This is a genomic window from Streptomyces sp. NPDC000075, assembly GCF_040301925.1.
Classification (GTDB): domain Bacteria; phylum Actinomycetota; class Actinomycetes; order Streptomycetales; family Streptomycetaceae; genus Streptomyces; species Streptomyces polychromogenes.
This window is the reverse complement of the sequence record NZ_JBEPFL010000015.1, coordinates 23957-36891: the sequence shown is the minus strand read 5'-3', so window position 1 is coordinate 36891 and position 12935 is coordinate 23957. Positions and strand designations below refer to the sequence as shown.

The 12935-nt window shown below is 72.7% G+C and carries 15 protein-coding genes; 4 read left to right on the top strand and 11 right to left on the bottom strand.

What is annotated here, in order from left to right:
* Nucleotides 1-105: 105 nt before the first annotated feature.
* Entirely contained in the window at nt 106-522 is a 417-nt protein-coding gene (locus ABT403_RS19020) for a winged helix-turn-helix transcriptional regulator (protein WP_344170442.1), read from the top strand.
* On the opposite strand, the gene mutM is transcribed toward ABT403_RS19020, so the two are convergent.
* The 9 genes from mutM to ABT403_RS18975 all read right to left on the bottom strand — a co-directional run bounded on the left by mutM (nt 495) and on the right by ABT403_RS18975 (nt 9546).
* A complete protein-coding gene (mutM, locus tag ABT403_RS19015) occupies nt 495-1364 on the bottom strand; it encodes a bifunctional DNA-formamidopyrimidine glycosylase/DNA-(apurinic or apyrimidinic site) lyase (protein ID WP_344170438.1) in 870 nt (289 codons plus the stop codon). The genes ABT403_RS19020 and mutM overlap by 28 nt on opposite strands.
* Nucleotides 1365-1574: 210 nt before the next feature.
* Complete coding sequence (gene rnc / locus ABT403_RS19010) at nt 1575-2396, bottom strand: ribonuclease III (RefSeq protein WP_344170435.1); 822 nt, start codon at nt 2394-2396, stop codon at nt 1575-1577.
* 19 nt (nt 2397-2415) lie between these two features.
* The gene (gene rpmF, locus ABT403_RS19005; RefSeq protein WP_003965982.1) at nt 2416-2589 is read right to left on the bottom strand and encodes a 50S ribosomal protein L32; all 174 of its coding nucleotides are present in this window, start codon (nt 2587-2589) and stop codon (nt 2416-2418) included.
* A 2-nt stretch (nt 2590-2591) separates the two neighbouring features.
* Entirely contained in the window at nt 2592-3242 is a 651-nt protein-coding gene (locus ABT403_RS19000; RefSeq protein ID WP_344170768.1) for a YceD family protein, read from the bottom strand.
* A gap of 128 nt (nt 3243-3370) precedes the next feature.
* Nucleotides 3371-4402 carry a DivIVA domain-containing protein gene (locus ABT403_RS18995; RefSeq protein ID WP_344170432.1) on the bottom strand — a complete coding sequence of 344 codons (1032 nt, stop codon included), beginning with the start codon at nt 4400-4402 and terminating at the stop codon, nt 3371-3373.
* Nucleotides 4403-4504: 102 nt separating this feature from the next.
* Complete coding sequence (gene coaD, locus ABT403_RS18990; protein ID WP_344170765.1) at nt 4505-4984, bottom strand: pantetheine-phosphate adenylyltransferase; 480 nt, start codon at nt 4982-4984, stop codon at nt 4505-4507.
* A gap of 14 nt (nt 4985-4998) precedes the next feature.
* Nucleotides 4999-5577, bottom strand: a complete 579-nt coding sequence (gene rsmD / locus ABT403_RS18985) for a 16S rRNA (guanine(966)-N(2))-methyltransferase RsmD (protein ID WP_344170429.1) — start codon at nt 5575-5577, stop codon at nt 4999-5001.
* 85 nt (nt 5578-5662) lie between these two features.
* Nucleotides 5663-7864 (bottom strand): ATP-dependent DNA helicase RecG, encoded by a 2202-nt coding sequence (recG, locus tag ABT403_RS18980; RefSeq protein WP_344170427.1) that lies wholly within the window; start codon nt 7862-7864, stop codon nt 5663-5665.
* A 26-nt stretch (nt 7865-7890) separates the two neighbouring features.
* Nucleotides 7891-9546, bottom strand: a complete 1656-nt coding sequence (locus ABT403_RS18975) for a DAK2 domain-containing protein (protein ID WP_344170425.1) — start codon at nt 9544-9546, stop codon at nt 7891-7893.
* A 241-nt stretch (nt 9547-9787) separates the two neighbouring features.
* Between ABT403_RS18975 and rpmB the strand changes: the two genes are divergently transcribed.
* Nucleotides 9788-9973: a 50S ribosomal protein L28 gene (gene rpmB / locus ABT403_RS18970; RefSeq protein ID WP_007266795.1), complete on the top strand. Its 186-nt coding sequence runs from the start codon at nt 9788-9790 to the stop codon at nt 9971-9973.
* Nucleotides 9974-10125: 152 nt separating this feature from the next.
* Here the strand turns inward: rpmB and thiD are convergent, their stop codons facing one another.
* Both thiD and ABT403_RS18960 read right to left on the bottom strand, forming a co-directional pair.
* A complete protein-coding gene (thiD, locus tag ABT403_RS18965; protein ID WP_344170421.1) occupies nt 10126-10929 on the bottom strand; it encodes a bifunctional hydroxymethylpyrimidine kinase/phosphomethylpyrimidine kinase in 804 nt (267 codons plus the stop codon).
* Nucleotides 10926-11906, bottom strand: a complete 981-nt coding sequence (locus ABT403_RS18960) for a thiamine-phosphate kinase (protein WP_344170418.1) — start codon at nt 11904-11906, stop codon at nt 10926-10928. The genes thiD and ABT403_RS18960 overlap by 4 nt, the downstream gene beginning before the upstream one ends.
* Before the next feature lie 245 nt (nt 11907-12151).
* Here ABT403_RS18960 and ABT403_RS18955 point away from each other — a divergent pair, with 245 nt between their 5' ends.
* Nucleotides 12152-12385, top strand: a complete 234-nt coding sequence (locus tag ABT403_RS18955) for an Lrp/AsnC ligand binding domain-containing protein (protein ID WP_042816780.1) — start codon at nt 12152-12154, stop codon at nt 12383-12385.
* 23 nt (nt 12386-12408) lie between these two features.
* Nucleotides 12409-12900, top strand: coding sequence for a DUF3515 domain-containing protein (locus ABT403_RS18950; RefSeq protein WP_344170413.1), 492 nt, complete (start codon nt 12409-12411; stop codon nt 12898-12900).
* Nucleotides 12901-12935 lie beyond the last annotated feature (35 nt).

The following is a 12935-nucleotide window of genomic DNA, read 5'->3' as shown; positions in this document are numbered from 1 at the left end:
GTTCCGGTGCACCGCGGTACGGCGCGGCGCGACGAGAACAGAAAAGCACTAACTTTTAGAAAGCGCAAGCAGACAGTTAGCGCTACCCGGAGGTACGCTTGGCGTATGGAGACCCCTGCCTGTACCGACGTCTGTGCCGAGGGCGCCGCGGCCGACCTGGACTTCGACGTCTTCGCGCGCGCCTGCCCCTCGCGGGAGACCCTGGAGCACGTCACCGGCCGCTGGGGCAGCCTCACCGTGGGCGCCCTGCGCGACGGACCCCGCCGCTTCAACGAGCTGCGCCGCCGGGTCGAGGGCGTGAGCGAGAAGATGCTCTCCCAGACCCTGCACGCCCTGGAGCGCGACGGCATCGTCACGCGCGAGGCGCAGCCCACCAACCCGCCCCGGGTCGACTACGAGCTGACCCCGCTGGGCCGGGAGGTCGCCGACCGCCTGCTCGCCCTGATCCACTTCCTGGAGGGCAGCATGGACGAGGTCCTGGCCTCGCGGGAGTCCTACGACACCGCGCGCGGCGGCCTCTGACAGCGCGGGCAGAAGTAGCTGGACCGGTTCATCCAGGCCCGCCGCCGCATCGGCGTTCCGCAGCGGCGGCAGGGCTCGCCCTCCCGCCCGTAGGCGTCCAGGGACCGGTCGAAGTAGCCCGACTCGCCGTTCACGTTGACGTAGAGGCTGTCGAAGCTGGTCCCGCCGACGGAGAGCGCGGCGTTCATGACCTCCCGCACATGGGTGAGGAGTTCCGTGCTCCGGGGGCGGGTGAGGGTGGCGGTGGGGCGCTCGTAGTGCAGCCTCGCGCGCCACAGGGCCTCGTCGGCGTAGATGTTGCCCACGCCGCTGATCAGCGACTGGTCCAGCAGCGCCCGCTTGAGGGTGGTCCGCTTCGCGCGCAGCGCCCGGTGGTAGGCGGCCTCGTCGAAGAGCGGGTCGAGGGGGTCGCGGGCGATGTGCGCGATGACGTCCGGCAGCCCCTCCTCGCTGCCGGGGGCGACCTCGTGCAGCGAGAGCCCGCCGAAGGTGCGCTGGTCGACGAAGCGCAGCTCGGTCCCCGCGTCGTCGGCGAAGCGGATCCGGATGCGCAGGTGCTTCTCGTCGGGGGCGCCGGCCGGCTGCACCAGCAGCTGCCCGCTCATCCCGAGGTGCCCGAGGACGGACAGGTCCCGGCCCTCCAGCGGGAGCCACAGGTACTTCCCGCGCCGCCGGGGCACCCCGATGGTCCCGCCGGCCAGGCGGGCGGCGAAATCGGCCCCGCCCGCCGGGTGGCGGCGTACGGCCCTCGGGTGGAGCACCTCCACGGCGGCGACGGTCCGCCCGGCCACCCAGCGCTCCAGACCCCGCCGCACCACTTCGACTTCGGGCAGCTCGGGCACGGTGTTCCTCCGGGGGCGGCGGGCGTGGCGGGACGCGGACCGGGGGCGTCCGGCTCTGCCGCGAGCCTACCCGGCGGCCGGCCGGGCGAGGGACCCGTCCCCGGAAGCCGGCGGCCGCACGCCCGGGGGGGGACGGGAGGGCCCGGAAACGGGACCGCCCGCCCCTGCCGGTGGCAGGGGCGGGCGGGAGGTACCCGAAGGAAGCCCGGGTCAGGCCTTGGGCGCCGGGTCGGCGGCGTCCGCCGCCCCGGAGGCCTCGGCCGGCGCACCTGCGGACGCCGCTTCCGCGGCCTTCCGCTCGTCCGCCGCGGCGCGGATACCGCGCCACGCGGACTCGGCAGCCTGCTGTTCCGCTTCCTTCTTGCTGCGGCCGGTGCCGGTGCCGTACGAGACACCACCGACGCGGGCGGCAGCGGTGAAGGTCTTCTCGTGGTCCGGACCGGTCTCGGTGACCAGGTACTCGGGCACCCCGAGCCCTTCGGCCGCCGTGAGCTCCTGGAGGCTGGTCTTCCAGTCCAGGCCGGCGCCGAGGTTCGAGGACTTCTCGATGAGCGGGTCGAAGAGCCGGTGGACCAGCTCCGAGGCCGCGTCGAGGCCCTTGTCGAGATAGACCGCGCCGATCACCGCTTCAAGGGTGTCGGCGAGGATGGAGGCCTTGTCCCGGCCACCCGTGCCCTCTTCGCCCCGGCCGAGCCGGATGAAGGAGCCGAGGTCGAGGCCGCGGCCGACCTCCGCCAGTGCACGCGAGTTGACCACCGCGGCCCGCAGTTTGGCCAGCTGGCCTTCCGGCAGGTCGGGGTGGGTGGTGTACAGCGTGTCGGTGACCACCAGGCCCAGGACGGAGTCCCCGAGGAACTCCAGCCGCTCGTTGGTGGGCAGACCGCCGTTCTCGTACGCGTACGAGCGGTGGGTCAGCGCACGCACCAGAAGGGCGGACTCGAGTTGATACCCGAGCCGCCCTTCCAGAAGCGTGTGGGACGAGGCCGCGTTGTTACTGTCTGCCTGCTTCTCAGCGTTGGACAGCTCAGACATTGCGCCTCTCACCAGCCGCTCAGACCTCGAGGACCTGGCGCTTGTTGTAGGTGCCGCAGCTCGGGCACGCGATGTGCTGGAGCTTCGGCTCCTGGCAACGCTCGCACGAAACCAGGGTGGGGACCGCAGCCTTCCACTGCGACCGGCGGTGGCGCGTGTTGCTGCGCGACATCTTCCGCTTCGGAACAGCCACGGCTACTTCTCCTGCTTCTCGGCGGCGCTCTGAACTCCGTCAGATGCAGTGCCGCTCATGTTGTCCTTCTCGCCGTCCTGATCGGTCACGACGAGTTCCTGCAATGCCGCCCAACGGATGTCGACGGCGTCGTGGTGGTGCTCCGGGTCGTCGTTCAGGCTGACCCCGCAATCGGGGCACAGTCCGAGACAGTCCTCCCGGCACACCGGCTGCATGGGCAGTGCGAGCACCACCGCATCGCGCAGCACGGGTTCGAGGTCGAACAATCCGTCCTCGAGGAAGAGCATGTCCTCGTCGTCCTCGGCGTCGTCGGCCGGCTCCGCCTTGGGGCGGCCCCGGTCGTCGGCGTCAGGGTACGAGAACATCTCCTGGAAGTCCGTCTTGAGCTCGCGCTCGACGGCCTCCAGACACCTTACGCACTCCCCCACGGCCTTTGCACGGACGGTGCCTGTGACAAGCACCCCTTCCATGACCGACTCCAGGCGGAGCTCGATCTTCACCGGGGCGCCTTCCGGCACTCCGATGACGTCGACGAGACCGAAGTCCGCCGGCGCCGCGATCTCGCGGGACAGCCGCTGCATGGCACCAGGACGCCGGCCCAGCTCGTGCGTGTCGAACACGAGGGGGTTGCGGTGGTCGAGGCGGGTGTTCAGGGCCGTTCCTGCTTTCACAGATCGCTGAAGATCAAAGATTTCGCCGCACTAGGGCAGCATGGACCGCGACGCATATGCGCGACCGAACAGCCAGGATACCCGCCGCTTCGCTCAGAGCCCAATCCGGGCTAACGGCCCTGTTCGTACTGGCGCAGCTGATCGAGGTTGATCATGCTCGTGTCGAAGAAGCTGGTCTCGTCGAGCGCGGGCTGCTGCGACTGGTGCGGCTGCGGGGACTGCTGGTAGGCGGAGTACGGGTCGGGCTGCTGCGGGTAACCGGCGTAGGGGTCGGGCTGCTGCGGGTAGCCCGCATAGGGGTCCTGGTAGCCGTAGCCGTCCTGCGCCTGCTGCTGCGGGTAGGGCGTGACGTAGGCCGCCGCCGCGTAGTCGTCGTAGACCGGAGCCGCCTGGGCGGGGATCGCCGGCGGCTCGGGCTCGGCGAGCCCGGCCAGGAAGTCCGCGTCGCTCGACGGGCGGACCTGCTGGTTCCCGGCCGCGTCCTGGGCCGCCATGTGCGCGCCGAGGTCGTCGGTGGGCACCCGGCCCAGCAGCTTCTGGCGGCCCCGGCCGACGGCCTCCAGGGTCTTGGCCAGTACGGCCTCGACGGTGGCGAGCTTGGCGTCCACATACGCGTCCGCCTGCTCGCGCCGGGCCAGCGGGTCGGGGCTGGGCTCGGGGGCGCCGCTGTCGTCGTAACCCTGCGGGTCCAGGCCCGGCCCCCGGCCCAGGAGCTTCTCGCGGCCGCGGTCCACGGCGCCGATGGTCTTGCTGAGGACGACCTCGAAGTTGGCGAGCTTGCCGTCCACGTAGTCGTCGGCCTCGGCGCGGATCTCGGCGGCCTCCCGGCGGGCGTCCGCGAGAATCCGGTCCGCCTCGCCCTGCGAGCGGCGGGCGATCTCGGTGTCGGAGATCAGGGAGCCCCGCTGGGCGTGCGCGGACTCGATGATCCGGTCCGCCTCCCGGCGGGCCTCCTCGACCATCTGGTCGCGCCCGCCGATCAGCTCGCGGGCCTGGGCGAGCGAGCCCGGCAGGGCCTGGCGTACCTCTTCGAGCTGGGCGAGCAGCTCCGCGCGGTTGACCACGCAGGAGGCCGACATGGGCATCGACCGGGCGCCGCTGACGGCCGCGACGATCTCGTCCAGCTTCTTCTGTACGTCCATGGGGGCTCGCGCTCTCTTCGCCTCGGACTGACGGGACGACTGTAGGGCCACCGGGGGGACGCGCGGGACGGACCGGGGAACCTCAGTGCCGCCGCGGCCGGGTCACTTGGCGCGCAGCCGTTCGATCAGCGCCGCGTGGACGTGTGCGGGGAGCAGGTGGGCCACGTCGCCGCCCCAGGAAGCGACCTCCTTGACCAGCGAGGAGGACAGGAAGCTGTAGGTGGGGATGGTCGGGACGAACAGCGTCTCGACGCCCGACAGGCCCATGTTCATCTGGGCCATCTGGAGCTCGTAGTCGAAGTCGCTGACCGCGCGCAGGCCCTTGACGATGGCCGGGATGTCCCGCTGCTTGCAGAAGTCGACCAGCAGGCCGTGGAAGGACTCGACCTCGACGTTGCCGTAGTCGGCGGTCGCCTCGCGGATCAGTTCGATCCGCTCCTCGACCGTGAACAGGCCCTGCTTCGAAGGGTTGATCATCACGGCGACGTGCACGACGTCGTACAGCCTGGAGGCCCGTCCGATGACGTCGAGGTGTCCGTTGTGGATGGGATCGAAGGACCCCGGACAGACCGCGCGGCGCAACTGAACTCCCTCGTTCATGAGTCTTCGCTGGTGGAGGCGGCGCGACCGTACCAAAGGGTGCCTTCGCCGTACTTGCGCGAGCGCAGCGGCTCGAACCCCTCGGGCCACGGGAACGGGCCGCTCCTGGTGCTGCGCTCCACGGTGACGAGGGCGTCGTCGGTGAGCCAGCCATTGGCGCGGAGTGTGAGGAGGATCTCGCCGAGGTCGCCGTGCTCGACGGCGTACGGGGGGTCCAGGAAGACGATGTCGTACGGCTCGCCGGAGGCGGCTCCCGCGACGATCTGTTCGGCCTTGCCGGCCCGGAACTCGGCGCCGGGCAGGCCCAGGGTCCGGATGTTGTCGCGGATGGCCTTGGCGGCCTTGGCGTCGGCCTCGACGAGCAGGGTGTGGGCGGCCCCCCGGGAGAGGGCCTCCAGGCCGACGGCGCCGGAGCCGCCGTAGAGGTCGAGGACCCGGGAGTCCTCGATCCCGTGCAGCGACTCCCAGGTGGAGAAGAGCCCTTCGCGCATCCGGTCGGAGGTCGGGCGGGTGCCGGTGCCGGGCGGCACGGCCAGCCGCCGCCCGCCGGCGGTGCCGGCGATCACGCGGGTCATCTGGGGTCCTTCTCTGCGGCGGTCTCCGGGGGCCGGGCCCCCGCTCTGGCCTCCCACGATAGGTCGTCATGGCCGGCGGCCGCGCTCAGCCCTTGTCCAGGTACCGCTCCCGCTCGGTGTCCAGCAGGGCGTCGAGGGCGGTGCGCAGGCCGGGGAGCGCCTCCAGTTCGGGGTCGGCGGCGACCACGCGGGTGGCCTCCTCGCGGGCCTCGGCGATGACCTCCTCGTCCTCGATGACGGCGAGCATGCGCAGCGAGGAGCGGACGCCGGACTGGGCCTGGCCGAGGACGTCGCCCTCGCGGCGCTGTTCCAGGTCGATCCGGGAGAGTTCGAAGCCGTCGAGGGTGGCGGCGACGGCGGCGAGCCGGGCGCGGGCGGGACTGGCCTCGTGCATCTCGCTGACGAGCAGGCACAGTCCGGGTGCGGAGCCGCGGCCGACGCGGCCGCGGAGCTGGTGGAGCTGGGAGACGCCGAAGCGGTCCGCGTCCATGATCACCATGACGGTGGAGTTGGGGACGTTCACGCCGACCTCGATGACGGTGGTGGCGACGAGCACCTTGACCTCGCCGGCGGCGAACCGGCGCATCACGTCGTCCTTGTCGGCGGGGTCCATCCGGCCGTGCAGCACCTCGACGGAGAGTCCGGCCAGGGGCCCGCGGCCGAGCTGTTCGGCGATCTCCAGGACGGCCAGCGGGGGCCGCTTCTCGGCCTCGTCCTCGGCGGAGGCCTTCTTCCTGCCCTTGGGGTCGTCCTCGCCGTCGCCGATGCGCGGGCAGACCACGTACGCCTGGTGGCCGTTCTCGACCTCTTCGCGGACGCGCTCCCAGGCCCGGGCGAGGAAGTGGGGCTTGTCCTGGGAGGGGACCACGTGGGTGGCGATCGGGGAGCGGCCGGCGGGGAGTTGGTCGAGGACGGAGGTCTCCAGGTCGCCGAAGACGGTCATGGCGACGGTGCGCGGGATGGGGGTGGCGGTCATGACCAGCAGGTGCGGCGGCTGCTTGCCTTTGGAGCGGAGGGCGTCGCGCTGTTCGACGCCGAAGCGGTGCTGTTCGTCCACGACGACCAGGCCGAGGTCGTGGAACCGGACCTTGTCCTCGATCAGGGCGTGGGTGCCGATGACGATCCCGGCCTCGCCGGTGACCAGGTCGAGCAGGGCCTGGCGGCGGGCGGCGGTGCCCATGGAGCCGGTGAGCAGGACGACCTTGGTGCCCTGGTCGGAGCCGCCGAGCAGGCCTCCCTCGGCGAGCTCGCCCATCATCTCGGTGATGGAGCGGTGGTGCTGCTGGGCGAGCACCTCGGTGGGCGCGAGCATCGCGGCCTGCCCGCCGGAGTCGACGACGGCGAGCATGGCCCGCAGGGCCACCATGGTCTTACCGCTTCCGACTTCGCCCTGGAGGAGGCGGTGCATGGGGTGGCTGGTGGCCAGGTCGTCGAAGATCTCCTGGGAGACCTTCTGCTGGCCGTCGGTGAGGGTGAAGGGGAGCTTCGCGTCGAAGGCGTCGAGGAGGCCGCCGGGGGTCGCGCGGCGGGCGACGGCGGGGAGCTGGGAGTCGGCGTGCCGGCGGCGGGCGAGGGCGACCTGGAGGACGAAGGCCTCGTCCCACTTCAGGCGGCGGCGGGCGTCCTCGATGTCGGCCTTGGTCGCCGGGCGGTGGATCTTGAGGAGGGCCTCGGTGAGCGGGATCAGTCCGCGGCCGTCGCGCAGGGCGGGCGGGAGCGGGTCGAGGGCCTCCTGCGCCCGGGGCAGGACGGCGTCCACGCACTTGGCGATCTTCCAGGACTCCAGCTTGGCGCAGGCGGGGTAGATCGGGATCAGCTGGTTGGCGAAGGCGGTGGCGGCGTCCCGGTCGGAGGCGTCCCCGCCGAGGGGCTCGTACGCGGGGTGCGCGAGCTGGAGCTTGTGGTTGAACCTGGAGACCTTGCCCGCGAACATCGCGCGGCTGCCCGGCAGCAGCTCCTTGTGCGGCTTGTGGACGCCCGCGCCGAAGAAGACCAGCTGGAGGCGGCCGCTGCCGTCGGTGATGGTGACCTCCAGCCGCTTGCCGCGGCCCCCGTTGAAGGTCAGGATCCGGGCGTCGGCGACCTGGGCGACGACCGTGACGTGCTCGTCGAGCTGGTCGGCGAGGTCCGCGAGCGAGGTCAGCTCACCGCGCTCCGCGTACCGCCGGGGGTAGTGGTGGAGCAGGTCCAGGGCCGTGTGCAGGCCGAGCTGCTCCGCGAGCACCTTGGCGGTGGCGGGGCCGAGGGTCTTCTTGAGGTCTTCGTCGAGCGCGGGCACGTGTTCCATTGCACACCATGGCGCTGACAAGCCCGCTATTCCACCCCGATGAGGAGGGGCGCCGAGTGCCTGCCACCGCTGTAGGTGACGGTGTCCACGGCCAGGTGCCGCTGCTGGACGTAGCTCTCCAGGCGCGCGGCGAGGGTCCCGGGGACCTCGGGGCCCAGGACGAGGGTGACGAGTTCGCCGCCGGAGCCGAGCATGCGCTCCAGGACCGCCTCGGCCGTCTCGGGCAGGCCGGCGCCGATGAGGGCCACGTCGCCGTCGATGAGCCCGAGGACGTCCCCGGCCTGGCAGATCCCGGCGGAGGTGAAGGACTGCCGCTCGGCGACGGCCAGTTCCCCGTAGCGGGTGGCGCCGGCGGCGGCGGTCATGGTGACGACGTCCTCGTCGAAGCTGGCCTCCGGGTCGTGCACGGCGAGGGCGGCCAGGCCCTGGACGGCGGACCGGGTCGGGATCACGGCCACCCGTACGCCGTCGGCACGGGCCTGCTCGGCGGCGGCCGCGGCGGCGGCGCGCAGCTCGGCGCCGCCGGGCAGCAGGACCACCTCGCGGGCGTGGGCGCGGCGCACGGCGTCGAGCAGTTCGGCGACGGCGGGCGGCTCGCCGGGGCGGGCCGGGACGGTGGTCGCGCCCGCCTCCGCGCAGAGCGCGGCCAGCCCCTCGCCCTGGACCACCGCCACCACGGCCCGCTGGGCGCGCGGGGCGCTCGCGCGGCGCCGTTCGTCACCGAAGTGGGTGATGCGGATCCGGTACGGCCGGCCGGCCTCCACTCCGGCCTCGACGGCGGCGCCGGGGTCGTCGACGTGCACGTGGACGTTCCACAGCCGGTCGCCGCCGACCACCACCAGGGAGTCACCGAGCCCGTCGAGGGTGGTGCGCAGCCGGTCGACGGCCTCCTCGGGGCCCTCCAGCAGGTAGATCACCTCGTAGCCGGGCCCGCCCTCCTCCTGGGCGCAGGGCTCGGGGATCCGCTCCACGGGCACGGCGGGCGCGCGGACGGGTTCGGGTTCGGGCGCCTGGCCGGAGAGCGCCTGCCAGAGCGCCCCGAGTACGGCGACCAGCCCGCAGCCCCCCGCGTCGACCACCCCGGCCCGGCCGAGGGCGGCCAGCTGCCCGGGGGTCCCGGCGAGGGCCTCGCGGGCCCCCTCGTAGGCGGCGCGGGCCACGTCGGCGGGGCTGCCGGTGACGGCCCGCGCGGCGCGGGCGGCGGCTCCGGCGACGGTGAGCATGGTCCCTTCGACGGGGTGCGCGACGGCCTGGTAGGCCTCCTCGGCGGCCCGGGTCAGGGCCTCGGCCAGGAGCGGGCCGCCGTCGCGGCCCGCGGGGTCGGCGCCGAGGACGTCGGCGACCCCGCGCAGCAGCTGGGCGAGGATGGTCCCGGAGTTGCCCCGGGCGCCTATGAGCGCGCCGTGGGCGTAGGCCCGTACGGCCTCGGGCAGGGTGGCCGGGGCTGTGCCTTCGGTCACCGCGGGTGCGGTCCGGTCGAGGGCCCCGGTCAGGGCGCGGTGGGCGGATTCGGCCGTCAGGTAGAGGTTGGTGCCGGTGTCGGCGTCGGCGACGGGGTAGACGTTGATGGCGTCGATGTCCGTGCGGGCCCGGCCCAGTGCGGACAGGGCCAGGGAGCTCCAGGTGCGCACCGCTTCGGCGTCGAACTCGTCGGCGGGCTGCGGCTCGGGATCGTGCGCCACCGGGCGTTCCTCCTTGTGCGGGCCAGGGTTCACCGCAGGGTAACGAAGGACGGCCGCCGGCCCGGGACCCCGGGGCGGAGCCCGGCCCCGTCATGGTAGTTTTCTCGGACCCAAGCAGTCGTTGTATGCTGCTCAGGTTGCCCGTCGAGAGTCGGGTCATTCGTCCGGCAAGCCACTTCAGATCTCTGATTCCGGTGTGCCGGATTCCACCGTAATTGCATCTGAAGTCTTGGAGTGACCTGTGGCTGCCAACTGCGACGTTTGCGCCAAGGGGCCGAGCTTCGGCAACAACATCTCCCACTCGCACCGCCGCACCTCGCGTCGCTGGAACCCGAACATCCAGCGCGTCCGTGCCGTGGTCAATGGGACGCCGAAGCGCCTCAACGCCTGCACCTCGTGCATCAAGGCCGGCAAGGTCTCGCGCTGACGCCTCCCGTCGTCGTAGCGCAGCCCTTTCCGGTTGCCAAGAAGGCCGGTCCACCTCTGGTGGGCCGGCCTTTTGCCTTGTCCGGGGGTTTTGCCTTGTCCGGGGGCGCCACAGGGCCGGCCCTCGACGGTTGAGGGCCGGCCCTGACGGTTTCAGCGCCACTGCCAGGCGTGGTCCACCGGGCCGATGCCGCCGCCGAGCGCGAAGCCGGCGGCGATGGCGCCGGTGACGTACTCCTTGGCCGCCGTGACGGCCTCGGGGACGGGCAGGCCCTTGGCCAGGCCCGCCGCGATCGCGCTGGCGAGGGTGCAGCCGGTGCCGTGGGTGTGCCGGTTGTCGTGGCGGGGCGCCCGCAGCCACAGCTCCTCGGAGCCGTCGGTCAGCAGGTCCACGGCCTCGCCGCCGTGGGCGGCGAGGTGGCCGCCCTTGATCAGCGCCCAGCGGGGTCCGAAGCCGAGGACCGCGCCGGCGGCCCGCCGCATGCCGTCCTCGTCCTCAACGGCTATCCCGGTCAGCTGCGCCACCTCGTCGAGGTTGGGCGTCGCCACCGTGGCCCGGGGCAGCAGCTCGCCCCGTACGGCGTCCAGCGCGGAGGCCGCGAGCAGCGGGTCCCCGTGCTTGGAGACCCCTACGGGATCCACCACCACCGGGGCGTCGGTGCCGGCCAGCAGCTCCGCGACGGTCTCCACGAGGACGGCGGAGGAGAGCATGCCGGTCTTGACGGCCTGGACCCCGATGTCGTCCACGACGGCCCGGTACTGGGCCCTGACGGCCTCGGCGGGCAGCTCCCAGGCCCCCTTGACCCCGAGGGAGTTCTGCGCGGTCACGGCGGTGATCACGCTCATCCCGTGCACGCCGAGCGCCAGCATGGTCTTGAGGTCGGCCTGGACGCCCGCACCGCCGCCGGAGTCGGATCCGGCGACGGTCAGGCACAGCGGGGGGTGCCCGCCGTTCACGGGGCGTCCTCGGTGGCCGGGTCGGCCCCGAAGTGGTCCCAGCCACCGGTGCTGGTCCAGGGGGCGCCGTCCACGGTCACCTGCGGCAGGGCGGAGCGGTGCTGGACCTCGCCGATGACCTTCCACCGGGCCGGGAGCTTCACGTCGGGCGGGAAGGTCGCCACGATGGCGTGGTCCTCTCCCCCGGTGAGCACCCACTGGAGCGGGTCGACGCCGACGGCCTGGCCGATGTCGTGCATCTGGGTCGGGATGTCCACGGCCCCCGAGCGCAGGTCGATCCGTACGTGGCTGGCCTCGGCGATGTGCCCGAGGTCGGCGATCAGGCCGTCGCTGACGTCGGTCATGGCGGTGGCGCCGAGCCCGGCGGCCGCCGGGCCCGCGTGGTACGGGGGCTCCGGGCGCCGGTGCGCCTCGACGAAGGCGCGCGGGGAGCGGAAGCCGCGCGAGAGCACCGCGTAGCCGGCGGCGGACCAGCCGAGCCAGCCCGTGACGGCCACGACGTCACCGGGCTGGGCGCCGGAGCGCAGCACGGGCTCGTGGTTGCGCAGGTCGCCGAGGGCGGTGATGGAGACGGTGATGGTCTCCCCGCGGACGACGTCGCCGCCGACCACGGCCGCGCCGGCGACCTGGCACTCGTCGCGGATGCCGTCCATCAGCTCCGTGGGCCAGGTGACAGGCAGCTCCGCCGGGACCACGAGGCCGAGGAGGATGGCGGTCGGCACCGCGCCCATGGCGGCGATGTCGGCCAGGTTCTGCGCGGCGGCCTTGCGGCCGACGTCGTAGGCGGTGGACCAGTCGCGCCGGAAGTGCCTGCCCTCCAGCAGGATGTCCGTGCTGGCCACGACCCGCCGGTCGGGGGCCGACACGACCGCGGCGTCGTCGCCCGGCCCGAGCCGGACCGCCGGGGTGGTGGTGAGCCGTGAGGTGAGCTCCCTGATGAGCCCGAATTCCCCCAGCTCGCCCACAGTGCCCTTCATCGCTGTGCCCCTTCTTGGCAAGTCCGCTTGCGGTCGCGAGCCGTCACAGCTCTGGGTACCGTCAACAGATACGTCAACTTCTGGTCTGCGTACGCCCCGCTGTGCGTGGCGCCTGGTCTGCGGGTCTCCCCGTGGCACCCGGCGACGCGGTACCGTGGCGTCCCTTCTTCCCCCGGCCCTTCCGATTCTGTCGGGCCCACCCGAAGGTTAGGGGAAATGATCCTCGTGGCCGCCCTGGAGGTTCCGTGGTACAGGCGTACATCCTCATCCAGACCGAGGTGGGCAAGGCGTCGGTCGTCGCCGAGTCCATCGGGAACATCGCGGGGGTGATCCAGGCCGAGGACGTGACGGGGCCGTACGACGTCATCGTGCGGGCCCAGGCCGACACCGTCGACGATCTCGGCCGCATGGTGGTCGCCAAGGTGCAGCAGGTGGAGGGGATCACCCGCACCCTGACCTGCCCCGTGGTCCATCTGTAGCCCCCGTCTACTCTTGGCCGGTGATGTCTTCGCACCGTCGGCCCCTGCCTCTGCTGGCCCTGCCCGTCCTGTCGGCGGCCCTGGCCCTGGCGGGCTGTGCCCCCGGGGCCTCGAAGGTCCGGGTGACTCCGCCGCCCGCGCCGCCCGCCGACGTCGCGGGGCTCTGTGCCGCGCTGCACGAGGAGCTCCCGGGGAAGGTGTCCGGGCTGGACCGGACCACCACCGATCCGGAGTCGGACCTGACCGCCGCGTGGGGCGGCTCGGCGATCGTACTGCGGTGCGGGATCCCCAAGCCCGCGAAGATGGCCGATCCGAAGGCGGACGGAGTGGAGGTGAACGGCGTCGGCTGGCTGGTGGAGCGGCCGGCCGACGGCGGTCTGAAGTTCACCACCGGCTCGCGGCTCGCCTACACGGAGGTCTGGATCGACAAGGAGCATGCCACGGACGCGGGCATGCTCGTCGACCTGTCCGCCGCCGTGGCCAAGACCGTGCCGGCCGGGATCTCCTCGTACTGACCGTCCCCTCCCCCGCGCACACCGCCGCCCGCCAG

Coding starts and splice junctions, on each gene's coding strand:
- ABT403_RS19020 (WP_344170442.1), top strand. CDS start 106: ATGGAGACCCCTGCCTGTACCGACGTCTGTGCCGAGGGCGCCGCGGCC.
- rnc (WP_344170435.1), bottom strand. CDS start 2,396: ATGTCTGAGCTGTCCAACGCTGAGAAGCAGGCAGACAGTAACAACGCG.
- ABT403_RS18995 (WP_344170432.1), bottom strand. CDS start 4,402: ATGGACGTACAGAAGAAGCTGGACGAGATCGTCGCGGCCGTCAGCGGC.
- rsmD (WP_344170429.1), bottom strand. CDS start 5,577: ATGACCCGCGTGATCGCCGGCACCGCCGGCGGGCGGCGGCTGGCCGTG.
- recG (WP_344170427.1), bottom strand. CDS start 7,864: ATGGAACACGTGCCCGCGCTCGACGAAGACCTCAAGAAGACCCTCGGC.
- ABT403_RS18960 (WP_344170418.1), bottom strand. CDS start 11,906: ATGAAGGGCACTGTGGGCGAGCTGGGGGAATTCGGGCTCATCAGGGAG.
- ABT403_RS18950 (WP_344170413.1), top strand. CDS start 12,409: ATGTCTTCGCACCGTCGGCCCCTGCCTCTGCTGGCCCTGCCCGTCCTG.